Genomic DNA, 21,361 nt, shown 5'->3' with positions numbered 1-21,361 from the left:
ACGCACCCGGCACCCCGCGGCGACCTGCGCCGCCACGTCCGCCCGGTGACCCGCCCGCCACGCGCGCCCGGCGGCCCCCTCACCGCGCCCGTCCGGCGGCCCGCCCCGCCCGCCGTGTCCGCCCGGTGGGCCGCGCCCTCGGATCCCGTCCCGGTCCGGGGGCCTCACGGGCCGCCCCCGGCACGCCCGGGAGCCTAGGGGCGGAAGAGATCCTCCTCGAACAGCTCGAAGGCGCGCGCGCCGAGCGCCTCCGCCAGGCGCTTCTCGGCGTACGGTGTGACCTCGTCCACCACGATCCGGCGGCCGGTCTCGGCGGACAGCGAGGAGACCCCGGCGTCGCTGATCCCGCACGGGACGATCCGGTTGTACCAGCTCGGGTCGTTGGCGCAGTCGAGCGAGAACCCGTGCATCGTCACGCCCCGCGACACCCGGATGCCCACCGCGCCGACCCGGCGGTCCGGCAGGCCGTGCGAGGGGTCGCCGGCCACCCAGGCGCCGCTGCGCCCGGGCACCGGTACGGCGGGCACCCCGAAGTCGGCGCAGACGCCGAGCAGGGTCTCCTCCAGCAGCCGGACGTAGGAGGCGACGTCGAGCGGCCCGCCGAGCCTGACGATGGGGTAGCCGACGAGCTGGCCGGGACCGTGCCAGGTGATCCGGCCGCCCCGGTCGACGTCGATGACCGGGGTGCCGTCCGCGGGCCGTTCGCCGGGGGCGGTGCGCTTGCCGGCCGTGTAGACCGGCGCGTGTTCGAGCAGCAGGCAGGTGTCGGGGATCTCATCGGCCACCCGGCGGGCGTGGAGCCGCCGCTGAAGATCCCATGCCTGTTCGTAGGGGAAATCGACACCGAGACGGACTATCGCCAGGTCACTCACGTACCAAGAGTAGTTGACCCGGCCCCGCTCATGCGGTGAGAAGCCGGGGCTCGACGCGGAGCTCTTTGACCCCGCCGGCGCCGTCGTGCTCGACCCGGTAGGCGTAGCCGTTCGGGGAGACGGTGACGGCCTGGATGAACTCGGTGCCGACGTAGTGCAGCCCGACGCCCTCGTCGGCGGCGAAACCGCCCGGCAGCTCTCCCGAGGCCACCGACCGGTGCAGCAGCTCGCGGCGCTGCGGGTCGGAGTCGTAGTGCACGCCGCAGGAGTAGGGGAGCAGCCCGAGACCGTCGGACCACGCCCGGAGCTCGGGGCCGAAGGAGTCGGTGTTGCCGCCCACGTGCCAGCAGAGCGCGCCGGCGCTCTGCCCGGACAGCACCACGCCCGCCCGCCACGCCTCGGCGAACGCCTCGTCCAGACCGTGCAGCCGCCACAGCGCCGCGAGGTTGGCCACGCTGCCGCCGCTGACATAGATCGCGTCCTGGCTGAGGATCCACTCGCGCGGGTCGGCGACGTTGGGCATCGGGAACACGGTCAGGTGGCTGACCTCGACGTCCCAGTCGCGGAACGCGCCGTACATCTTCAGCAGCCAGTCGGCGTCGTCACCCGTGGCGGTGGCCAGCAGGCCCAGCCTGGGGCGGTCCTGCCCGGTCAGGTCGAGGGCGTAGCGCAGCAGCGGGCTCGCCTCGATGAAACCGTGACGCTCGGTCTGACGGAAGGACCCGCCTCCGATGGCGAGGATGTGCGACTGCCCGGACCTGCCCATATGTCGATCTCCAGGTGACTTCGGCGGAAAGGGGCCCCGGGGAGACGGCCCCCGGGGAAACGGACCTTAGAGTACGGCGGCGAGCGCGTCGTCGAGGCGGATATGCCGGAAGGCGTGGCCCGCCTCCAGCAGCCGCCGCGGCAGCACCCGCTGGCCGATCAGCACGCCCTCCTCGGCGAACTCCCCGAGGACGGCGCGCAGCATGAAACCGGGTACGGCCACCGGCATCGTCGGCCGGTGCACGGCCTGCCCGAGCTCCCTGGTGAACCGCTCGTTGGTCACCGGCTCCGGCGCGGTGAGGTTGACCGGCCCCGACATCCCCGGATCGTCCAGGACGCGTCGCACGGCCCCCACCCAGTCGTCGAGGGAGATCCACGACATGTACTGCCGGCCCGACCCCAGCGGGGCGCCCATCCCGGAGCGGAAGAGGGGCAGGATCCTGGCCAGCAGACCCCCGTCGCGGCTCAGCACCAGCCCGGTGCGCAGCAGCGCCACCCGGACGCCCGCCTCGGCGGCGGGCCGGGTGGCGGCCTCCCAGGGCACCACCACGTCCCGGGCGAGGAAGCCGGAGCCCGCCGGGGACGTCTCGTCCACCTCGCGGTCGCCGGTGTCGCCGTAGAAGCCGGTCGCCGAGGCCGACAGCAGCGCCGGAGCGGCCGGCAGCTCCGCCAGGGCCCGGGCGACGGTCGCGGTCCCCTCCACCCGGCTGCGGACGATCTCGCGCTTGTACTCCTCGTTCCAGCGCCGGTCGCCGATGCCCGCCCCGGCGAGGTGGACCACGGCCCGGGCGCCCTCCAGCACGGCCGGATCGAGAGTGCCCCCCGCCGGGTCCCAGAACGCCTCGTCCGGGCCTCGCGGCGCCCGCCGTACGAGTGCGACCACCCGCGTGCCGTCGGCGCGCAGGGAGCGAACCAGGGCGGATCCCAGCAGGCCCGACGAGCCGGTCACGATGATCGTCATATCGTCCAATGTAATCGACCTCCCCTCCGGTCTTCGGGAGGCGGAGGCCGCCGGATTCACCCGGGCGCGGCCTGCCGGCGCGGTGACCGTGACCCCGGCGGGCCGCCGGGGTCCCCCGGGAAACGGACCGGGCCGGCCCGCGAGACGCGGACCGGCCCGGAACCGGGAAGCGGCGGACTAGGCGTTCAGGCCCAGCTGGTTCTCGAACCGGCCCTCCTCCAGGCGACGCTTGATCGTCGTCAGGAAGCGGGCGGCGTCGGCGCCGTCGACCAGGCGGTGGTCATAGCTGAGCCCGAGGTACACCATCGAGCGGACGGCGATGACCTCGCCCTCGGGGGTGTCCACGACGACCGGGCGCTTGACGACCGCGCCGGTGCCCAGCATGCCGACCTGCGGCTGGTTGAGGATCGGCGTGTCGAACAGCGCGCCGCGGCTGCCGGTGTTGGTCAGCGTGAACGTGCCGCCGGTCAGCTCGTCCGGGCTCACCTTGTTGGTGCGGGTGCGCTCGGCCAGGTCGGCGATCTTGCGGGCCAGGCCCGCGATGTTGAGGTCACCGGCGTCCTTGATCACCGGGACGATCAGGCCGCGCTCGGTGTCGGTCGCGAAGGCCAGGTGCTCGGCGTCGAAGTAGGTGACCTCGTTGGTCTCGCTGTTGATCGTGGCGTTCAGCTTCGGGTGCTGCTTGAGCGCCTCGACGGTGGCGAGGGCGAAGAACGGCATGAACGACAGCTTCACGCCCTCGCGCCGCTGGAACTCGGCCTTCGCCCGGTCGCGCAGCCGCGCGATCTTGGTGACGTCGACCTCGACCACGGTGGTGAGCTGCGCCGAGACCTGCAGCGACTCCACCATGCGCTTGGCGATGGTCTGGCGCAGCCGCGACATCTTCTCGGTACGGCCGCGCAGCGTGGTGTCCACCGCGACCGGCTCGGGAGCCGGGGCGGCGGCCTGCTGAGGCTGCTGCGCCTGCGGGGCGGCGGCCTGCGGCTCGGGAGCCGGGGCGGCCTGGGCCTGCTCGCGCTGGCTGCGGGCCGCCTCCAGGACGTCCTGCTTGCGGATGCGGCCGCCGACGCCGGTGCCGTTCAGCGACTCCAGGTCGACGTTGTGCTCACTGGCGAGCTTGCGCACCAGCGGGGTGACGTACGGGCTCTCACCGGCCGGAGCCTGCTGCGCCTGTGCGGCGGGAGCCTGCTGCGGGGCCGGGGCCGGGGCCTGCGGCGCGGGGGCCGGAGCCGGCGTGGGCGCCGGGGCGGGAGCCTGGGCCTGCGGCTGCGGGGCCGGGGCGGGCGCCTGCTGCGGGGCGGGCTGCGGGATCGACGAGATCGGCTGGGCCGGCTCGGGCTCGGGCTCGGGCTGCGGCTCCGGCTCGGCGGCCGGGGCGGCCTCCTCGGCCGGGGCCGCGGCGGCCGTGCCGCCCTCGTCGATGATCGCCAGCTCGGCGCCGACCTCGACGGTCTCGTCCTCAGCGACGACGATCTTGCTGAGGACGCCCGAAGCAGGGGAGGGGATCTCGGTGTCGACCTTGTCGGTCGAGACTTCGAGGAGCGGCTCGTCGGCCTCGACGCGCTCGCCTTCCTTCTTCAGCCAGCGGGTGACGGTGCCCTCGGTGACGCTCTCGCCGAGCTGGGGCATCTGTACGGACTTCGGCATTGGTGTCTTCTCTCGTGTCTTCCGAGCGAGGGCCGGTGGTTAGTTGTGGACGTGCAGCGGCTTGCCGGCCAGGGCCAGCATGGCCTCGCCGACTGCCTCGGACTGGGTGGGGTGGGCGTGGATCAGCTGCGCGACCTCGGAGGGCAGGGCCTCCCAGTTGTAGATCAGCTGACCTTCCGTCACCAGCTCGCCGACGCGGCGGCCGACCATGTGCACGCCGAGCACCGGGCCGTCCTTCTCGCTGATGATCTTGACCGCGCCCTGCGTCTGCAGGATCTGGCTCTTGGGGTTGCCCGCGAGGTCGTAGGTGAACTCCACGATCTCGTGGCCGCGCTCCCGGGCCTGGGCGGAGGTGATGCCGACCGAGGCGACCTCGGGGTCGGAGTAGGTGATGCGCGGCACGCCGTCGTAGTCGATCGGCACCGGGTTCAGCCCGGCGATGTGCTCGGCCACCAGGATGCCCTCGGCGAAACCGGCATGGGCGAGCTGCAGGGTGGGGATGAGGTCGCCCACCGCGTAGACGCCCGGCACGCTGGTCTGGCAGTACTCGTTCACCACGACGGTGCCGCGCTCGATCGCGATCCCGGCCTCCTCGAAGCCCATGCCCGAGGAGACGGCGCCGCGGCCGACGGCGACGAGCAGCAGCTCGGCGTCGAGGGTCTTGCCGCCGGCGAGCGTGACGACCACGCCGGTGTCGGTGGTCTTGACGCTCTCGAAGAAGACGCCGAGCTCCTGCTTGATGCCGCGGCGGCGGAAGGCCCGCTCCAGAAGCTTGGAGCTGGACTCCTCCTCCAGGGGCAGCAGGTGCGGCAGCCCCTCGACGATCGTCACCTCGGCGCCGAAGGAACGCCAGACGCTGGCGAACTCCACGCCGATGACGCCGCCGCCCAGGACGACCACCGAGCTCGGCACGCGGTCCAGCCGGAGGGCGTGCTCGCTGGTGATGACCCGCTCGCCGTCGATCTCCAGGCCGGGCAGCGTCCGGGGCGCCGAGCCGGTGGCGAGCACGATGTTGCGGCCCTCGTAGACCTCCGAGCCGACGGCCACGCGGTTCGGGCCCGCCAGACGGCCCTCACCCTCGACGATCGTGATGCCCTTGCTCTTGAGCAGGCCCTGCACGCCCTTCCAGGCGCGGTTGACGATCTTGTCCTTGAACGCGTGGACGCCGTCCATGTCGATGCCCTCGAAACGGGCCCGGACGCCGAACGCCGCGCTCTCCCGGGTCTCGTCGGCCACTTCCGCCGAGTGCAGGAGGGTCTTGGTGGGGATGCACCCCCGGTGCAGGCAGGTGCCGCCGATCTTGTCCTTCTCGATCAGCGCGACGCTCTTGCCCAGCTCGGCGGCCCGCAGAGCGCAGGCATACCCCCCGCTGCCGCCCCCCAGGACGACGATGTCGTAGGGGCCGCTGCCATCAGCCACAGGAAAGCTCCTTGTCGGATCGAAATACCGTCTTCACGGTCGCGCCCGGCCCGCCCCGCGAACGGCGCGGGTGCGCCGCGCGTGTCCGCCCCGCGGGGTGCGGATCGCCGCTCGCGCCGGGACCGGCCCGTCGGCCGGGCCCCGGCGACCGCATCTTTTCATTTGTCCGCCCCGCGCGCCGCCCGCTCGGGGACGCCGCCCGGGGCGGGGTGGACCGGTCAGCCCGCGTAGCGCTCGGCGATGCCCACGAGGGTCCGGGTGATCGCCCCGGTGCCGCCCTTGGGGGTGTAACCGTGCGGCTCGCCCTTGTTGAAGGCGGGACCGGCCATGTCGATGTGCGCCCAGCTCACCCCGGCGGGCACGAACTCCCGCAGGAAGATGGCCGCGGTCAGCATCCCGCCGAAGCGCTCGGGGTGCAGGTTGGCGATGTCGGCGACGGGGGAGTCCAGGCCCTTGCGGAGCTCCTCCGGCAGGGGCATGCCCCAGGCGGCCTCGCCCTGCTCGCCGGCGACCTCGACGACGGTCGCGCGCAGCTCGTCGTCGTTGGCCATGACGCCGGCCGTACGCCAGCCGAGCGCCACGATCTGGGCGCCGGTGAGCGTGGCGACGTCCACGATCACGTCGGGCTCGTCCTCGGCGGCGCGGGCGATGCCGTCGATCAGGACCAGGCGGCCCTCGGCGTCGGTGTCGAGGACCTCGACGGTCTTGCCGGCGTAGCTGGTGAAGACGTCGGAGGGGCGCTGGGCGGTGCCGCTCGGCATGTTCTCCGCGAGGCACAGGTAGCCGACCGCGTTGACCTTCAGGCCGAGCCCGGCGATCGCGACGAGCGCGCCGAAGACCGCACCCGCGCCGCCCATGTCGGACTTCATCCAGTCCATCGAGGCGGTGGGCTTGAGGGACAGGCCGCCGGAGTCGAAGGTGATGCCCTTGCCGACGAAGGCGACCCGCTTTGCGGCCTCGGGGTGGCTGTAGGCGAGGCGGACCAGACGCGGCGGGTTGGCCGAGCCCTGGCCGACGGCGACGATGCCGCCGAACCCGGCCTCCTTGAGCTCCTTCTCGTCGAGGACCTCCACCGACAGGCCCGCCTGCGAGCCGATCTCCTGGGCGATCTCGGCGAAGCGGGCCGGCCACAGGTCGGAGGGCGGGGTGTTGACCAGGTCACGGACGAGGGAGACCGACCCGGCCACGGTGACGGCGCGGTCGACCGCGGCCTGGGCGTCCTCGGCGCGGCTCAGCACGGTCAGCTCGCCGACCGGGGCGACCGGCTCGCCGTCGGTCCGGTACTTGGTGAAGGAGTACGCGCCGAGCAGGGCGCCCAGCGCGACGGCCCCGGCCCGCCCGGCGTCGGCGGCGGGCAGGGCGAGCGCGACCCGGGCGGTCCCGGCCAGCGCGCGGGTCGCGGCGCCGGCGGCGCGGCGCAGCGCCTCGGGGTCGTGGTCGCCCTCGGGGGCGTCGCCGAGGCCGGCGACGACCAGGAGGGGGGCGCTCAGCGCGCCGAAGGTCGGAACCTTCGCGATCTCGCCCGCCTTGCCCTTGACGCCCATGGCGCCGAGGGTCGCGGCCAGCCGGCCGCCGAGCGCGTCGTCGAGGCCCTCGGCCCCCGGAGCGGGGACGGGACCGTCGGGGCTGCTGTGGACGCCGACGACCAGGGCATCGGTATCAAACGAGACAGCGTTGTCAGTTGAGTTCAGCCGCACAGTGGTCACGTCGCCCGATGCTAGTCGTGCTTGGGAGCAACGCGTAAACGCGGGTTCGTCCTACGAATCGGCGGGAGCCCGGATGAAACCATCATGGTTAGCACCATCAAGGCCATGGTGCTACTGTAGATATCACCATGCTGCTCACTTTGGACTTGAATGATCCCCGCCCCCTGCACGACCAAGTGGCCGGATCGATCCGGCGGGCCATCGCCGAGGGCTCCTACGCCCCGGGCGACCGGCTCCCGCCCGCCCGGGATCTGGCGGGCGCGCTCGGGATCAACGTCAACACGGTCCTGCGGGCACTGCGCGAGCTGCGGGACGAGGGGCTGCTGGAGTTCCGCCGCGGGCGCGGCGTCAGCGTGCTCAGCAGGCCCGACGCGCGCGCGGCGCTGCAGGAGGCGGCGCGCGAGCTGCTCGCCGAGGCCGACAGGTACGGCTACGGCCCCGAAGAGGTCATCCACATCATCCGGGAGCTTTCATGAAACGGACCGCCGTCACCGTCGCGCTCGTCTGGGGCACGCTCGTCTGCGCGGCCCTGGTCGCCGGCCCCCTCGCGCTGCGCGACCGCCTGCCCGACCCCCTCGCCACGCACTGGGACTCGGCCGGCCCCGACAGCGCGATGTCCTTCGACACGAGCCTCGTGCCGAGCCTGATCATCTGGGGCGTCGCCTGGGTGCTCCTGATCGTCGCGGCCGCGCACGGCGGGGTGCTGGAGCGCCAGGGCGGGCGGGCCGCCTGGTGGGGCTTCCTGTTCGGCGGGTCGGTGTTCGCGCTGGGCGTGTCGGGCTCCATCCTCCTCGCCAACCTCGACGCCGCCGACTGGCGGCAGGCCGCGCTGCCCGGCTGGATGATCCCCGCCGTGCTCGGCGCGGCCATCGCAGCCGGAGCGCTCAGCGGCTTCCTCGGCCGGGGCGGGCCCGATCGGCCGGTCGGGCCCGAGGACGCGCCGACCATGCGGCTGCGGCCGGGGCAGCGGGCGGTCTGGGCGGGCCGTGCCACCAACCCCTGGATGCTGAGCCTGTCGATGGCGATGCTGCTGGCGGGCGTGATCTCCGTCGGATTCCTCGTCCTGGGGACGCCGGTCGGGGAGGCCGTCTGGGCCGTCCTGCTGCCGCTGCTGCCCCTGGCGCTGATCGTGTCCCTGGTGAGTGACATCCGCGTCCGTGTCAGCCCGGACGGGCTGCGGGTCGGCTTCGGCCCGTTCTCCTGGCCCGCCTTCCGGGTCCCCACCGAGAAGATCGCGTGGGCCGTCGCCGAGCGGCACAACCCCCTGGAGGTCGGCGGCTGGGGCGTGCGGGGCCTGCCCGGCACCGGGCGGCTCGCGGTCATGGTGCGCAGCGGCGAGTGCCTGGTCGTCCGGCGGGCCGACGGCGGGCGGCTCATCGTCTCCGTCGACGACGCCGAGCGCGCCGCGGCCCTGCTGAACGCCTACGCCGCCGAGACGGCCGCCGCGTGACCCGCCGGGACGGCGCGGCCCCGACGGAGACGTTTCCCGCGCCGCCCCGGATCTCCCTCCCGTTCCCCGGTACCCGTCCCGACTCCCCGGTCGGACCCCCGTCCCTTGACGGCCTTCGACGGCACACTCCCCGGCCCCTCGACCGGTTCCGCGGCCCGGACCGCGCCGGTGGACGGGCCGGGCCTCCCTCCTCCGCGAAAGTCACGGAAGCCTCCCCGCGAGAATCCCGAAAGGCGATGTCATGCCACGCCGGTCCGCAGACCTCCCACTGTTCCTGATCACCGCGTTCGCCCTGTCCTGGCTGGCCGCGCTGCCCATCTGGCTGGCCGACGCCCCCATCGGCTCCCCGATCTTCACCGTGGCCGGCCTCGTGATGATGTTCACCCCCACATTCGGGGTCCTGGCCGTGTGGCTGTACGGCAGGAGCCGCGGGGAGCCCGGGACCTCCGCCCGCGAGTGGGCCCGCCGCACCGGCCTCACCCTCGGCGAGCGCCGGGGCCGCACCCTGGGGCTGCTCGCGGCGGCCTGGTTCGGCATCCCCGTCCTCGTCGCCGCGGCGATCGCGCTGAGCGCAGCCTTCGGGCTGCTCTCCGTCGACCTGTACGGTCTCAGCCTGTTCCGCCAGGGCCTGCCCCGCACCGGTCAGGGACAGGTCGCGCTCGACCCCACGATCACGGCGCTCAGCCAGGTCGTCTTGATCTTCCTGATCGCCCCGCTGATCAACTCGATCGCCACCTTCGGCGAGGAGTGGGGCTGGCGCGGCTGGCTCCTGCCCAGGCTCATGCCGATGGGCACCTGGCGGGCGCTGCTGGTCTCCGGGGTGATCTGGGGCGCCTGGCACGCCCCGCTCACCCTCCGCGGCTACAACTACCCCGAGCTCGGAGCGTGGGCCGCGCCCATGTTCGTCGTCTTCTGCGTGGCCTTCGGCGCCCTGCTCGGCTGGCTGCGCCTGCGCTCCGGCAGCATCTGGCCGGCGGTCATCGGCCACGCGTCGCTGAACGGCTCGGGCGGCCTCATCATGCTGGTCGGCGACGCCGCCGCGCCGCCCCACCTGGCCGTCGCCGGGATCACCGGCCTGGTCGGCTCGGCTCTGATCGCCGTACTGACCGCCGCGCTGTTCCGGTTCCGCCCGGTCACCGCGCCCGCCCCGGCCGCCGGCTGAGCCACCCCGGGTCAGCGGTTCCCGGCGATCACCGCGCACACCAGCAGCGCGGCGGTCGCCGCGACCTCCACGAGCGCGCCGAGCACGTCGCCGGTGACCCCGCCCAGCCGCCGCACGGCCCTGCGCCGCAGCGCCCGGGCGGCGAGCAGCCCGATGAGCACGGCCGCCGCGAACCCCCAGGGCACGGCGTACGGCCCCCGCCCCGCGACGCCGTACGCCAGGGCCGTCACCCCGGCGAGCACCGGAGCCGTCACCGCGAGCGCGGCGCCGCGCCGTACGGTTCCCGCGACCGTCGCGCCGAGGCCGTCCGGGCGGGCCGGCGGGACGGACGGCAGGCAGGCCCAGGTGAGCGCCAGCCGTCCCGCCGCGCAGGCCGTCACCAGTGAGACCGGCCCCAGCCCCGCCGAGGCCGCCTCCTCCAGCGCCGCCACCTGGAGCAGCAGGGTGAGGGCCAGCGTCACGACGCCGAACGGGCCGATGTCGGACCGCTTCATGATCTCCAGCGCGCGGTCCGCGGGCCTGCCGCTGCCCAGGCCGTCGGCGAGATCGGCCAGGCCGTCCAGGTGCAGGCCCCGGGTCAGCAGCGCCAGGGAGCCCACGGCCAGAACCGAGGCCGGAAGCGGCGAGATCCCCGCCCACAGCGCCGCCCCGAGCACGGCCGCGCCGACCGCCCCGAGCAGCGCGCCCACGAACGGCGCGGCCGTCATCGCGACCCCGGCGGCCCGGCGGTCGACCACCTCCGGCGACCGGACCGGCAGGACGCTCAGCGTGCCGACCGCCAGGCGGAGCCCGTCGGCGAACGTGGACGGGCGGGGCGGGGAGGGGCCTGCGGACATGACCGCCGATCGTAGCCGCCCGTCATCCGCCGTCCGTCGGCGGGCGACCGGGGACCGCGACACGGGTGGACCGCCGAGCCGGACGGTGACCGCTGGAGGCTCACCGGGCCGAGGGGGCGGACGGGCAGGGGGGAGGGACAGAGCCGGACGAGGGCGCGGGGGACCACGGGGGACAGGGCCGGACGGGCGGGAGGAGGGGTCAGACGGGCAGGGGGAGGAGGCGGCCGGCCACCACGAGGGCCACCTCCTCCGACTCCAGGGCCAGTCGCTGGTTCAGCCGGCCGAGGACGTCGCGGAACATCCGGCCGCCGGCCGTGGCGGGCACCACGCCCAGGCCGGTCTCGTCGGAGACGGCCACCACCCGGCGGCGGGTCCGCCGCCAGGCGGCGACCAGCTCGTCGCACCGGGCGGAGACCGCCTCCAGGCCGCCCAGCCCGTCCGCGCCGCCCAGGCCGTCCGCGCCGGCCCTACCGTCCGCGCCGTCCGCGCCGTCCGCGCCGTCCGGGCTCTCCGGGGCGTCCGGCCAGGCGTCGCACTCGTCGAAGACCGCGGCCACCCAGGTGCCGAGTCCGTCGACGAGCAGGGACGGTCCCGGGGTCCGCAGCAGGCCGGCGAGGTCGATCGTCTCGGCCGTGTCCCAGTGGGCGGGCCTGCGGTCGCGGTGGGCCCGCACGCGGCGGGCCCACTCGGCGTCGCCGTCGCCGGACGGCCCGGTCGCCACGTAGAGGACCTCGGGTTCGGCCGCCAGCCGCAGCTCGGCCTCGGCCGACTTGCCCGACCGCGCCCCGCCCAGCAGCAGGGTCCGCGGCGGCCGCGGGGCACGGGCGGGCGCGGGTCCGGCGAGGTCGAGGACCGTCCCGTCCGGTACGGCCAGCACCCCCCACAGCGCGGTCCGCCGGGCGAGCTCGGCCTCCGTCGGCACCCGGTGGTCCACGTTCACGGCCACCACGCTCGTCCGCTCGTCCGCCACGCCCCGCCGCCGCATGTCCCCGAGCCGTTCCGGCCGGTCCAGCACGTCCATCAGCACCAGGTCGCAGCGGGCTCCGGGCTCGTCGTCCGGGGCCTCCCGGAGACCGGAGACCGGTGCGGAAGGCGCGGGGGACGAGGCGGGGGAGGCCGTCGCGTCGAGGATCCGTCCGCCGCCGGGGGCGACGAGGACGAGCCCGTCGGCGGTGGCCGCGACCCGGTACCCCGGCGGGAGCGGGCCGCCGTCCACGAGCGGCAGCCGTACGGTGCCGGCGGCCGCGGAGACGACGACCTCGGTGGGGCGGCGGTGACCGGGGGAGAGGCGGGCGCACGAGGCGCACCCGCAGCCCGGGACGGGCCATCCTCCGCCGCGCGCCGTACCGGAGATCAGGACTTTCACCGCCCCAGCGTACGGGCGCGGCCCCGCGATCATGCCGGGGGACGACCGGCGAGGTAGGGTTCGCTGAGCGGTCGAAAGGGCGCCTGCGGCATCGGCGGAAGGAGCGCGGGACATGACGTGGTACTGGCGTTACGAGGACGCGAACGGCGATCCGGTGACCGTGGAGGCCGTGCCGTCCGAGACGTTCACCAGTCAGGCGGACGCGGAGTCGTGGCTCGGCGAGACGTGGCGGGAGCTGCTGGAGGCGGGCGTAGAGAGCGTCAGCCTCATGGAGGGCGACCGCGTGGAGTACGCGCGGATGTCACTGCGCCCGGCCTGAGCCGAGGCCGTCAAAGCCGCCACGGCCGGTGGCCCGGCGGCGTGCCCGGATGACCGGATGGTCGGGGGCGCCTCCCGGACGACCGCACCCCGCCTTCCACGAGAACGCTCTCTTCATGAGAAGACCGGGAAGGCGGGGTGCGGCCGCGGCGGTTACGGGCGCTTCGCGGGGCTGACGGTCTTGGCCGGGTCCCGCTCGACGATCGGGTCGAGGATGTCGTCGATCTTCTTCAGCACCTCGGCGTCCAGCTTCACACCGGACGCCTTGACGTTGTCACGCACCTGCTCGGGCTTGGTCGCGCCGATGATGGCGGAGGCCACGTTCGGGTTCTGCAGCACCCACGCCACCGCGAGCTGGGCCATGCTCAGCCCCAGGTCGCCGGCGATCGGCTTCAGCTCCTGGACGCGGGTGAGCACGTCGTCGGTCAGCATCCGGGAGATGAAGTTGCCGCCGCTCGCGTCGGTGGCCCGGGAGCCGGCCGGCGGCGGCTGACCCGGAAGATACTTGCCGGTGAGCACGCCCTGCGCGATCGGCGACCAGACGACCTGGCTGAGACCCTCCTTCTCGCAGAGGGGGACGACCTCTGACTCGATGACCCGCCACAGCATCGAGTACTGCGGCTGGTTGGAGACCAGGCGGTCGAAGCCCATCTCGTCGGCGATCTTCAGGGCCCGGCCGATCTGCTCGGCGGTCCACTCGCTGACGCCGACGTAGAGGACCTTGCCCTGCCGTACGAGGTCGTCGAAGGTCTTGAGGGTCTCCTCGAGCGGCGTCTCGTTGTCGAAGCGGTGGGCCTGGTAAAGGTCCACGTAGTCGGTCTGCAGGCGGCGCAGCGAGCCGTTGATGGACTCGGTGATGTGCTTGCGGGACAGACCACGGTCGTTCGGGCCGGGGCCGGTGGGCCAGAAGACCTTGGTGAAGATCTCCAGGGACTCGCGGCGGACGCCCTTCAGGGCGCGGCCCAGAACCTCCTCCGCCTTGGTGCCGGCGTAGACGTCGGCGGTGTCGAAAGTGGTGATCCCCTCGTCGAGCGCCGCCTGCACACACGCCTTGGCGGCGTCCTCCTCGACCTGGGAGCCATGGGTGATCCAGTTGCCGTAGCTGATCTCGCTGACCATCAGACCGCTGCGGCCGAGATGCCGAAATTCCATACGCCGACACTAGTAGGTGCCATCTGACCGACTGATTCGGGATACTCTGCCCGGCGTGCTGCGCTTGATCACTTCTCGATGGGTACGGCTCGGCCTCGCGGCCGCCGCGGCGGCGGTGATCGTCGTGGTGATCATGCGTCTGCGGGGCCGTCCGGCCGCTCCCGCCGCGGGCCCGCGACCGGTCCCCGTCCCCGCCTCCCCTCCCGCGCCGGAACCCGGGACGAGGCCCGAGGGGCGGTGGCCTCCCGTCCCGGTCCTCGGCGTCCCCACCGCCGACGACCTGAGGCGCTACGGGGCCGGCACCCGCCTGCCCCGTTTCCTGACCGCGGAACGGCCGCCGCGCCGCCCCCTCGACGGCCCGGTCCGGCGCCGCCTGACCCGCTGGGGCGCCGTGGCCGCGGCGCTGGTCCTGCTGGCGGCCGGAGCGCAGGCCCTGGAGAGCAACGTCTTCTCGGGGGGAGCCGGGTCGAGGGCGGTGTCCGCAGAGGACCGTGTCTCCGACGTCCCCTACCCGCCGGACTGTGAGCCCGGCTGGGGTGCCATCCTCACCTGCACGGTCGTGGGGGAGTCGTCCCTGCACACCCTGGAGGAAACGGGCCTGCTGGAAGACGACCTGGCGGTCCGCGCCGAGGCGTCGGGAGACCCGTACCCCGCGGAGACCGGCTCCCCGACCGATCAGGCCGATCAGGCCGGGCGGGACGAGCCGGATGGGACGGGCGAGCCGTACGGGAACCAAGGCGGCGCCCCCGACGCCGACTGCCACCCCGAGATCACCCGGCCCCGCGTGCGGACCGTGCCGCCCCGGGTCACCCGGGCGGTGAACCGGCAGTGGGCGCGGATCGAGCGGTGGCTGCGGAGCAACGCGCCGAAGACCTACGCGACCCTCGCGGGGCCCGGCCGGGCACGGACCATCGCGGTCGCCGAGGCGCAGATGGGCCTGCGGTTCCCCGATGACCTGCGGGCCTCCCTGCTGCGGCACGACGGCACCGTCACGGTGGCGGGGCGGCCCTGGGCCTTCGGGCTGCTGGGTAACGACCTGATGAGCGTGCGGGAGATCCGCGACACCTGGCGCACGCTGTGCGAGGTCGACGGCACCGACGACATCGCGGATCCGCGGTCGGAGTGGTGGGACGGGCGGATGATCCCGTTCGGCGACGACGGCCTCGGCAACCACCTGGTGGCCGACTCGCTGCTGCGCGACATCGGGGAGCACGACCACGAGGGGCGGCTGGACTTCGAGCCCGCGGGCGTCCCGGTCCGCTCCTACCACGCGCTGCTGAAGGCCACCGCCGACGCCCTGGAGACGGGCGGGACCGTCGGGTACTGGGAGCCCGCGGTGGCCGACGGCGAGCTCCACTGGGACGTGCCGGACAGCTGAGCGGCGGGCCGCCGAGGCGCCGTACCGGACCGCTCGGAGCGGGTACGGCGCGGGCCTGCCCCTGGCATTCGTGCTCACCGGGGGCAACGTCGTCGAACGCTGCTTCAACCGGCCCAGGCACTTCAAGGGCATCGCGACCTGCTACGACAGGCTCGCCGCCCACCACCGATCAGCCGTGACCATCGCCTGCCTGCCGCTCCGGCTCAGATGATCCACGAAGCAGGCGGCGCAGCAGCAGCGCCTCAAGCGCGGCGACCGTCATCCCCTGCCCGTAGACGGGGTTGAAGCTGCACGGGGCGTCGGCCATCACGAGGTAGCCGTCGGGGAAGCGCCGCAGCCGCTCGTAGCGCCGCCGCACGCTGGCCGGGTAGCGCATCCGCACCGGCGCGCTCAGCGGCACCGCCGACCGCACGACCTCGGCGATCTGCGGCGCGGTGAGCGTCGCGGCGTACCGCGCCATGCCCTCGTCGTCGGTGGGCGGCTCCTCACCCGGCATGCCGGACAGGACGATCACGAATGTGATCATGGGGCCGCTGCTTTTGATCTACTTCGCCGACGGTGTCCCGGATGAGGATGGCGGGGCCACGGGTACCGGCTTCCGGGGAGGGACCGTCGCCCCCGGGGCACTACTTCTTCGGCGGGACGGGCCTGCCGCCGGGAAGGACGGTGGGCGGCGGGAAGCGCAGCTTGCGGATCTGCAGCGCGCGCATGGCGGCGTAGAAGCCGACACCCCGGACGTTCTCGCCGGGGTACTTCTCCGCCGCGAGCTTCTTGACCCGCCAGGCCACCCAGACCGAGGCCAGCACCACGCCGACCATCATGATCGGCCAGCCGATCGTGACGACGGCGATGTTGACGGCGGTGCGGAAGTCCTGGTCCGGGAAGGGGATCCAGGTGATCAGCAGGACCACCACCATGAACGGCAGGAAGTACTGGCTGACGAGGCGGCGGGAGTCGACCCAGTCGCGGGCGAACTTGCGGACCGGGCCCTGGTCGCGTGCGGGGAGGTAACGCTCCTCGCCGCGCAGCATGCCCTCGCGCGCCCTGACGCGCTCCTTGGCCTGGCGCTCGCGGAGCTGGCGGTAGGCCTCTTTGCGGTCCTTGGGGGCGGTCACCGGCTGGCGGCGGCGGCCCTCGGCGTCGCGGCGCTTGGGTGTGGGACGCCCCTTGCCCGCAGGCTTAGGATCGGAGGCGGAGGCGGGGGAGTCGTCCGCGGTGGTCTGGGTACGTCGGAACACATCGCCAGCCTACCGGGACTGCAACTTAGTGACGCCCCCGTACGTTATGCGTAGGGTGAACCTAGGTGGCCTCCGGTTGTTCTCCCGGGGGGCCGGAGATCACCCGGGAGACCCGATAGCGCATTTGAAGAAGGGGACGGCCGACGCGCATGAGCGTGATGAAGAGACTTTCCATGATCTTCAGGTCCAAGGCGAACAACGCCTTGGACAAGATGGAGGATCCGCGCGAGACCCTCGACTACTCCTACCAGCGGCAGTTGGAGTTGTTGCAGAAGGTGCGCCGGGGGGTCGCCGATGTCGCGACCTCGCGCAAGCGGGTGGAACTGCAGATCAACCAGATCGAGGCCCAGTCCCGCAAGCTTGAGGACCAGGGCCGCAAGGCGCTCAGCGTGGGCCGCGAGGACCTGGCGCGCGAGGCGCTGACCCGCCGCGGCGCCCTGCAGACGCAGATCGCCGACCTGCGGGTCCAGCACGACAACCTCCAGGGTGAGGAGGAGAAGCTCACCACGGCCTCCCACCGCCTGCAGGCCAAGGTCGACTCCTTCCGCACCCGCAAGGAGACCATCAAGGCCACCTACACCGCGGCCGAGGCGCAGACGCGGATCAACGAGGCGTTCTCCGGCATCTCCGAGGAGATGGGCGACGTCGGCCTGGCGATCCAGCGGGCCGAGGACAAGACCGCCTCGATGCAGGCCCGCGCGGGCGCCATCGACGAGCTGCTCGCCAGCGGCGCGCTCGACGACTTCAGCGGCCAGCGCGGCGACGACATCCAGGCCGAGCTCGACCGCATGGGCGGCGGCCGCGACGTGGAGCTGGAGCTCGCCCGGATGAAGGCCGAGCTGGGACAGGCCCCGGCGCCGCAGGGCGCGATCGAGTCCGGCCCGGCCCAGCAGGGCCACGCCCCCTCCCACCAGCAGGCTCCCCAGCAGCATCAGCATCAGCATCAGCAGGCCCCCCAGCAGCCGCCCGCGCAGCCGCAGCAGCAGCCGTACGGGCAGCCGACCCAGGAGTACGGCCAGCCGGGGGAGGGCCGATGATCGTCCGCATCATGGGCGAGGGGCAGATCCAGATCGCCCCCGAGGACCTCGACGTCCTCAACGCGCTCGACGGCCGGCTGGAGGCCGCGATCGAGTCCGGTGACGAGGGCGCCTTCCGGGGCTGCCTGCACGACCTGCTCGACAAGATCCGCCACGTGGGCAAGCCGCTGCCGGACGACAGCCTGGAGTCCTCGGAGCTGATTTTGCCTCCGGCCGACGCTTCCATGGACGAAGTGCGGGAGATGCTCGGGGATGAGGGGCTGATTCCCGGTTAGTTTGTCCATATGACGTCAGCACACACCCGATTTGTCCGGGATAGGGGCCTGACCAGGCGCATGGTCCTGACCATGTTCCTGCTCGGGCTGCTGTACGTCGTGTTCGTGGGCGTGCTGATCTCCCTGGGCGTCCGGGCGGTCGTGGTGCTGCTCATCGCGGGCGGCATCCTGCTGGTGCAGTTCTTCGCCTCCGACCGCATCGCCCTGTTCGCCATGCACGGGCGGGTGGTCGAACCACGGGAGGCCCCCGCCCTGCACGCCCTGGTCGACCGCCTGTGCGCGCTGGCCGACATGCCGAAGCCGCGGGTGGCGATCGCCGACTCGGACGTCCCGAACGCGTTCGCCACCGGCCGCAACCAGCGCACCTCGGTGGTCTGCGTGACGACCGGCCTGATGCGCCGGCTGGACGAGCCGGAGCTGGAGGGCGTCCTCGCCCACGAGATGTCCCACGTGGCCCACCGGGACGTCGCCGTCATGACGATCGCCTCCTTCCTCGGGGTGGTCGCCGGGCTGATGACCCGCCTCGCCCTCTACAGCGGCCTGGGCGGACGCGCCCGCGACGACCGGGGAGGCCCGCCGGTCGGGCTGATCATCCTGCTGGTGTCGGTCGTGGTGTACGCGGTGAGCTTCCTGCTGATCCGCGCGCTGTCGCGCTACCGCGAGCTGGCGGCCGACCGGGCCGGCGCGCTGCTGACCGGCCGCCCCTCGACGCTGGCGAGCGCGCTCACCAAGATCAGCGGGGACATGGCCCGCATCCCGACCCGCGACCTGCGGGAGGCCGAGCCGTTCAACGCGTTCTTCTTCGCCCCCGCGGTGTCGGGGCGCACGGCCATGGCCGCCCTGCTGGCCACCCACCCGCCGCTGGACCGGCGGCTGGAGCAGCTCGGCAGGATCTCCGCCGAACTGGGCAGAGGGGCGTGACGTGGTGAAACGCTGGTGGGACGCGATGCTGGGCCGTACGGAGCCGGCGCAGCCCGACCTGGACGCACTGTTCGCGCTGCCGTCGGCGGCGGTGACGCTGCAGGCGGCGACCGGCCTGGCTCCGACCGGGAACGGGTCGGTCTGCTTCCGCTCGGCCGAGGGTGAGGCGTTCAACCGGCTGCAGGAGGACGTCGTGGACCTGCTCGCCGCCGGGGACGGCCCGCCGGTCGAGGAGACCCAGGACCCCTACGGCTACACCTGGCTGTTCATGCGCCATTCGCCCGACGGGCTCGGCGAGCTGGTCACCGGCCTGCACGCGGTCAACTCCTCCCTGGAGTCGGCCGGGTTCGGCCCGTCCCTGCTGTGCTCGCTGGTCAGCTTCTCCGCTCCGACCGGCCGGGGCCTGGCGCTGGTCTACCTGTACAAGCGGGGCACCTTCTACCCGTTCGCGCCCCTGTCGGGGCAGCACCGCGACAGCGCACTGGAACTCCAGGTGCGCGCCGCCCTGGATGACGAGCTGCCCATCGAGCCCGATCTCGACCGCTGGTTCCCCCTCTGGGGCGCACCGGGCCTTTAGCGGCGCCCGGCCGAACGGGGTTCTCCGGGGGCCGCGGCGTACGGAGCCTCCGGCGTCGTCATGGCGCGCTGAGTTCCTCGCGGCGTCACGGCGCGCCGGCCGGACGACGGGAACGCGCCGTAATCTGCTCCTCAAGACATGACAGGGCGCGCGGCGGGCTCCCCGGCGGGCCCGCCGCCCCGTGGTGCCATGACTTCATGATCAAGATATCTCACGCCCTGGCCGTCGCCGCGGCGGCGGCCGCGATCGCCACCGCGGGCATGTGTGGCACGGCCCTGGCCGGCACCGACCCCGGCGCCGCGACCGCACCCGGAACGGCGGGGGCGACGGCGGACGACTACCCTCCGAAGGTCACGGTCACGGGGGAGGGCGAACTGCTCGTCACCCCGGACGTCATGCGGTTGAACGCCGGCGTCGAGGTGCGCGCCGACACGCCGGGACAGGCGTTCTCCGAGGCCCGCCAGGCCGCCGCCAAGCTCACCCAGGCGCTGCTCGACGCGGGCGTCGACCCCAAGGACCTGCGGACCACCGAGCTGTCCCTCGCCCCGGTGTACGACGACTATCCGAAGATCGCCGGGTACCGGGCGGCGCAGGGCGTCGAGGTCGTGGTGCGCGACCTCGACAACGCCGACAAGGTGGTGGACACGATCGTCTCCGTCGGACCCGAGGCCCGGCTGAACGGCGTCTCCTTCGAGCTCTCCGACAACGGCGCCGCGCTGCGGGCCGCCCGGAACCGGGCGTTCGCCGACGCCAAGGCCCGCGCCCAGCAGTACGCGGGACTGGCCGGCGGCACGCTCGGCGACGTCATCACGATCAGGGAGCAGGACGTCACGCCGCCGCGGCCCATCATGTTCGCCGCCGCCGGGGTCGCCGACCGCAGCTCGATCAGTCCGGGGCAGCAGAACGTCTCCGTGCACGTGCAGGTGGTCTACTCGATGGTGCTCTAGCCGCGGCCCCCGCCGCCCGGGAAGCGGCGGCGGGGGCGTCGCGGCGTTCACCGTCCCCGGCGTCCCCGGCGGACCCGGTGGACCCAGGAAAGCGGTGCGCGGTCGCGCCGATCGCGTGATCCGGGGTCCCCGGCGACCCGGGGAAGCGGCCCCGGGGACCGTCAGGGCAGTGCGAGCATCCGGTCGAGGGCGACCTTCGCCCAGTGCGCGGTGTCGTCGTCGACCGTGATCTGGTTGACGACCTGACCGGCGGCGAGCGACTCCAGAGCCCACACCAGGTGCGGCAGGTCGATCCGGTTCATCGTCGAGCAGTAGCAGACGGTCCGGTCGAGGAACGTGACGTTCTTGTCGGGGAACATCCGGGCGAGCCTCTTCACCAGGTTCAGCTCGGTGCCCACGGCCCAGGAGGACCCCGCGGGCGCCCGCCGCAGTGTCTCGATGATGTGCTCGGTGGAGCCGACGTGGTCGGCCTTGGTGACCACCTCGTGGCGGCACTCGGGGTGGACCAGCACGTTGACGCCGGGGATGCGCTCCCGGACGTCGTCGACGCACTGCGCGCTGAAGCGGCCGTGCACCGAGCAGTGCCCCTTCCACAGGATCATCTTGGCGTTCGCGAGCTGCTCGGCGGTCAGCCCGCCGTTCGGCCGGTGCGGGTTGTAGACGACGCAGTCGTCCAGGGACAGGCCCATCTCCAGCACCGCGGTGTTGCGCCCCAGGTGCTGGTCGGGCAGGAAGAGCACCTTCTCCCCCCGGGAGAAGGCCCAGTCGAGGGCGCGCCGGGCGTTGGAGGAGGTGCAGACGGCGCCGCCGTTGCGCCCGCAGAACGCCTTGATGTCGGCGCTGGAGTTCATGTAGGTGACCGGGACGGTGACGTCGGCGATCCCGGCGTCCTGCAGCGCCTCCCAGCACTCCTCGACCTGGTCGAAGGTGGCCATGTCGGCCATGGAGCAGCCGGCGGCGAGGTCGGGCAGGACGACCTGCTGCGCGTCGGAGGTGAGGATGTCGGCCGACTCGGCCATGAAGTGGACGCCGCAGAAGACGATGTACTCGGCGCCGGGCCGGGCCGCGGCCTCGCGGGCCAGCTTGAACGAGTCGCCGGTCACGTCGGCGAACTGGATGACCTCGTCGCGCTGGTAGTGGTGGCCCAGCACGAAGACCCGCTCGCCCAGCGCGGCCTTGGCCCGGCGGGCCCGCTCCACCAGCGCCGGGTCGGACGCGGGCGGCAGCTCGCCGGGGCAGTCGACACCGCGCTCGCTGTGCGGGTCGGTTTCCCTGCCGAGGACGAAGAGCGGAAGGCCGGTCTCGGTGGTCGTCACGACCACCACCCCCTTATC

Annotated in this window: 23 protein-coding genes; 11 read left to right on the top strand and 12 right to left on the bottom strand. The window is 73.4% G+C overall.

Features of this window, described 5'->3' with window-relative positions:
- Positions 1-194 precede the first annotated feature (194 nt).
- From lipB to ACZ6W9_RS06920, 6 genes are all read right to left on the bottom strand, one after another.
- The gene (gene lipB, locus ACZ6W9_RS06945) at positions 195-872 is read right to left on the bottom strand and encodes a lipoyl(octanoyl) transferase LipB (protein ID WP_470116859.1); all 678 of its coding nucleotides are present in this window, start codon (positions 870-872) and stop codon (positions 195-197) included.
- Between the two features lie 28 nt (positions 873-900).
- Positions 901-1,638 (bottom strand): Type 1 glutamine amidotransferase-like domain-containing protein, encoded by a 738-nt coding sequence (locus tag ACZ6W9_RS06940; RefSeq protein WP_362940449.1) that lies wholly within the window; start codon positions 1,636-1,638, stop codon positions 901-903.
- A gap of 66 nt (positions 1,639-1,704) precedes the next feature.
- The gene (locus tag ACZ6W9_RS06935) at positions 1,705-2,598 is read right to left on the bottom strand and encodes a TIGR01777 family oxidoreductase (RefSeq protein WP_389955101.1); all 894 of its coding nucleotides are present in this window, start codon (positions 2,596-2,598) and stop codon (positions 1,705-1,707) included.
- A gap of 177 nt (positions 2,599-2,775) precedes the next feature.
- A complete protein-coding gene (sucB, locus tag ACZ6W9_RS06930; RefSeq protein WP_470116858.1) occupies positions 2,776-4,245 on the bottom strand; it encodes a 2-oxoglutarate dehydrogenase, E2 component, dihydrolipoamide succinyltransferase in 1,470 nt (489 codons plus the stop codon).
- 39 nt (positions 4,246-4,284) lie between these two features.
- Positions 4,285-5,664, bottom strand: a complete 1,380-nt coding sequence (lpdA, locus tag ACZ6W9_RS06925; RefSeq protein WP_389955095.1) for a dihydrolipoyl dehydrogenase — start codon at positions 5,662-5,664, stop codon at positions 4,285-4,287.
- A gap of 218 nt (positions 5,665-5,882) precedes the next feature.
- The gene (locus ACZ6W9_RS06920; protein ID WP_470116857.1) at positions 5,883-7,370 is read right to left on the bottom strand and encodes a leucyl aminopeptidase; all 1,488 of its coding nucleotides are present in this window, start codon (positions 7,368-7,370) and stop codon (positions 5,883-5,885) included.
- Positions 7,371-7,498: 128 nt separating this feature from the next.
- Between ACZ6W9_RS06920 and ACZ6W9_RS06915 the strand changes: the two genes are divergently transcribed.
- From ACZ6W9_RS06915 to ACZ6W9_RS06905, 3 genes are all read left to right on the top strand, one after another.
- Positions 7,499-7,846, top strand: a complete 348-nt coding sequence (locus tag ACZ6W9_RS06915; RefSeq protein ID WP_179818577.1) for a GntR family transcriptional regulator — start codon at positions 7,499-7,501, stop codon at positions 7,844-7,846.
- Entirely contained in the window at positions 7,843-8,820 is a 978-nt protein-coding gene (locus ACZ6W9_RS06910; RefSeq protein ID WP_470116856.1) for an SdpI family protein, read from the top strand. The genes ACZ6W9_RS06915 and ACZ6W9_RS06910 overlap by 4 nt, the downstream gene beginning before the upstream one ends.
- A gap of 241 nt (positions 8,821-9,061) precedes the next feature.
- Positions 9,062-9,982: a lysostaphin resistance A-like protein gene (locus ACZ6W9_RS06905; RefSeq protein WP_470116855.1), complete on the top strand. Its 921-nt coding sequence runs from the start codon at positions 9,062-9,064 to the stop codon at positions 9,980-9,982.
- 11 nt (positions 9,983-9,993) lie between these two features.
- On the opposite strand, the gene ACZ6W9_RS06900 is transcribed toward ACZ6W9_RS06905, so the two are convergent.
- On the bottom strand, positions 9,994-10,818 hold the full coding sequence (locus tag ACZ6W9_RS06900; RefSeq protein ID WP_470116854.1) for an adenosylcobinamide-GDP ribazoletransferase: 825 nt from the start codon (positions 10,816-10,818) through the stop codon (positions 9,994-9,996).
- A gap of 199 nt (positions 10,819-11,017) precedes the next feature.
- Positions 11,018-12,184 carry a bifunctional adenosylcobinamide kinase/adenosylcobinamide-phosphate guanylyltransferase gene (locus ACZ6W9_RS06895; protein ID WP_470116853.1) on the bottom strand — a complete coding sequence of 389 codons (1,167 nt, stop codon included), beginning with the start codon at positions 12,182-12,184 and terminating at the stop codon, positions 11,018-11,020.
- Positions 12,185-12,296: 112 nt separating this feature from the next.
- Between ACZ6W9_RS06895 and ACZ6W9_RS06890 the strand changes: the two genes are divergently transcribed.
- Complete coding sequence (locus ACZ6W9_RS06890; protein ID WP_389955078.1) at positions 12,297-12,503, top strand: hypothetical protein; 207 nt, start codon at positions 12,297-12,299, stop codon at positions 12,501-12,503.
- A gap of 152 nt (positions 12,504-12,655) precedes the next feature.
- On the opposite strand, the gene ACZ6W9_RS06885 is transcribed toward ACZ6W9_RS06890, so the two are convergent.
- On the bottom strand, positions 12,656-13,654 hold the full coding sequence (locus tag ACZ6W9_RS06885; protein ID WP_362945655.1) for an aldo/keto reductase family protein: 999 nt from the start codon (positions 13,652-13,654) through the stop codon (positions 12,656-12,658).
- A 55-nt stretch (positions 13,655-13,709) separates the two neighbouring features.
- Between ACZ6W9_RS06885 and ACZ6W9_RS06880 the strand changes: the two genes are divergently transcribed.
- Both ACZ6W9_RS06880 and ACZ6W9_RS06875 read left to right on the top strand, forming a co-directional pair.
- Complete coding sequence (locus ACZ6W9_RS06880; RefSeq protein ID WP_470116852.1) at positions 13,710-15,032, top strand: SMI1/KNR4 family protein; 1,323 nt, start codon at positions 13,710-13,712, stop codon at positions 15,030-15,032.
- A 70-nt stretch (positions 15,033-15,102) separates the two neighbouring features.
- Positions 15,103-15,243 (top strand): hypothetical protein, encoded by a 141-nt coding sequence (locus ACZ6W9_RS06875; protein WP_470116851.1) that lies wholly within the window; start codon positions 15,103-15,105, stop codon positions 15,241-15,243.
- Here ACZ6W9_RS06875 and ACZ6W9_RS06870 read toward each other — a convergent pair.
- Positions 15,202-15,558 (bottom strand): hypothetical protein, encoded by a 357-nt coding sequence (locus tag ACZ6W9_RS06870; protein ID WP_470116850.1) that lies wholly within the window; start codon positions 15,556-15,558, stop codon positions 15,202-15,204. The genes ACZ6W9_RS06875 and ACZ6W9_RS06870 overlap by 42 nt on opposite strands.
- Before the next feature lie 100 nt (positions 15,559-15,658).
- Complete coding sequence (locus ACZ6W9_RS06865; protein ID WP_389955066.1) at positions 15,659-16,270, bottom strand: DUF3043 domain-containing protein; 612 nt, start codon at positions 16,268-16,270, stop codon at positions 15,659-15,661.
- A 149-nt stretch (positions 16,271-16,419) separates the two neighbouring features.
- Between ACZ6W9_RS06865 and ACZ6W9_RS06860 the strand changes: the two genes are divergently transcribed.
- From ACZ6W9_RS06860 to ACZ6W9_RS06840, 5 genes are all read left to right on the top strand, one after another.
- Positions 16,420-17,307, top strand: a complete 888-nt coding sequence (locus ACZ6W9_RS06860) for a PspA/IM30 family protein (protein ID WP_470116849.1) — start codon at positions 16,420-16,422, stop codon at positions 17,305-17,307.
- Positions 17,304-17,582, top strand: a complete 279-nt coding sequence (gene pspAA / locus ACZ6W9_RS06855; protein ID WP_470116848.1) for a PspA-associated protein PspAA — start codon at positions 17,304-17,306, stop codon at positions 17,580-17,582. Before ACZ6W9_RS06860 ends, pspAA begins: the two co-directional genes overlap by 4 nt.
- Before the next feature lie 9 nt (positions 17,583-17,591).
- The gene (gene htpX / locus ACZ6W9_RS06850) at positions 17,592-18,503 is read left to right on the top strand and encodes a zinc metalloprotease HtpX (protein ID WP_362945642.1); all 912 of its coding nucleotides are present in this window, start codon (positions 17,592-17,594) and stop codon (positions 18,501-18,503) included.
- Positions 18,504-18,507: 4 nt separating this feature from the next.
- Positions 18,508-19,080, top strand: a complete 573-nt coding sequence (pspAB, locus tag ACZ6W9_RS06845; protein WP_389956290.1) for a PspA-associated protein PspAB — start codon at positions 18,508-18,510, stop codon at positions 19,078-19,080.
- Between the two features lie 197 nt (positions 19,081-19,277).
- The gene (locus ACZ6W9_RS06840) at positions 19,278-20,027 is read left to right on the top strand and encodes an SIMPL domain-containing protein (RefSeq protein WP_470116847.1); all 750 of its coding nucleotides are present in this window, start codon (positions 19,278-19,280) and stop codon (positions 20,025-20,027) included.
- Between the two features lie 161 nt (positions 20,028-20,188).
- On the opposite strand, the gene nadA is transcribed toward ACZ6W9_RS06840, so the two are convergent.
- Positions 20,189-21,343, bottom strand: coding sequence for a quinolinate synthase NadA (gene nadA / locus ACZ6W9_RS06835; protein ID WP_362945636.1), 1,155 nt, complete (start codon positions 21,341-21,343; stop codon positions 20,189-20,191).
- Positions 21,344-21,361: the final 18 nt, after the last annotated feature.

This window comes from Streptosporangium sp. NPDC053982 (genome assembly GCF_055585205.1).
This window is presented reverse-complemented; position numbering and strand designations above follow the sequence as displayed.

Coding starts and splice junctions, on each gene's coding strand:
- ACZ6W9_RS06940 (WP_362940449.1), bottom strand. CDS start 1,638: ATGGGCAGGTCCGGGCAGTCGCACATCCTCGCCATCGGAGGCGGGTCC.
- ACZ6W9_RS06935 (WP_389955101.1), bottom strand. CDS start 2,598: ATGACGATCATCGTGACCGGCTCGTCGGGCCTGCTGGGATCCGCCCTG.
- sucB (WP_470116858.1), bottom strand. CDS start 4,245: ATGCCGAAGTCCGTACAGATGCCCCAGCTCGGCGAGAGCGTCACCGAG.
- ACZ6W9_RS06915 (WP_179818577.1), top strand. CDS start 7,499: ATGCTGCTCACTTTGGACTTGAATGATCCCCGCCCCCTGCACGACCAA.
- ACZ6W9_RS06910 (WP_470116856.1), top strand. CDS start 7,843: ATGAAACGGACCGCCGTCACCGTCGCGCTCGTCTGGGGCACGCTCGTC.
- ACZ6W9_RS06905 (WP_470116855.1), top strand. CDS start 9,062: ATGCCACGCCGGTCCGCAGACCTCCCACTGTTCCTGATCACCGCGTTC.
- ACZ6W9_RS06900 (WP_470116854.1), bottom strand. CDS start 10,818: ATGTCCGCAGGCCCCTCCCCGCCCCGCCCGTCCACGTTCGCCGACGGG.
- ACZ6W9_RS06890 (WP_389955078.1), top strand. CDS start 12,297: ATGACGTGGTACTGGCGTTACGAGGACGCGAACGGCGATCCGGTGACC.
- ACZ6W9_RS06885 (WP_362945655.1), bottom strand. CDS start 13,654: ATGGAATTTCGGCATCTCGGCCGCAGCGGTCTGATGGTCAGCGAGATC.
- ACZ6W9_RS06870 (WP_470116850.1), bottom strand. CDS start 15,558: ATGATCACATTCGTGATCGTCCTGTCCGGCATGCCGGGTGAGGAGCCG.
- ACZ6W9_RS06860 (WP_470116849.1), top strand. CDS start 16,420: ATGAGCGTGATGAAGAGACTTTCCATGATCTTCAGGTCCAAGGCGAAC.
- pspAA (WP_470116848.1), top strand. CDS start 17,304: ATGATCGTCCGCATCATGGGCGAGGGGCAGATCCAGATCGCCCCCGAG.
- htpX (WP_362945642.1), top strand. CDS start 17,592: ATGACGTCAGCACACACCCGATTTGTCCGGGATAGGGGCCTGACCAGG.
- ACZ6W9_RS06840 (WP_470116847.1), top strand. CDS start 19,278: ATGATCAAGATATCTCACGCCCTGGCCGTCGCCGCGGCGGCGGCCGCG.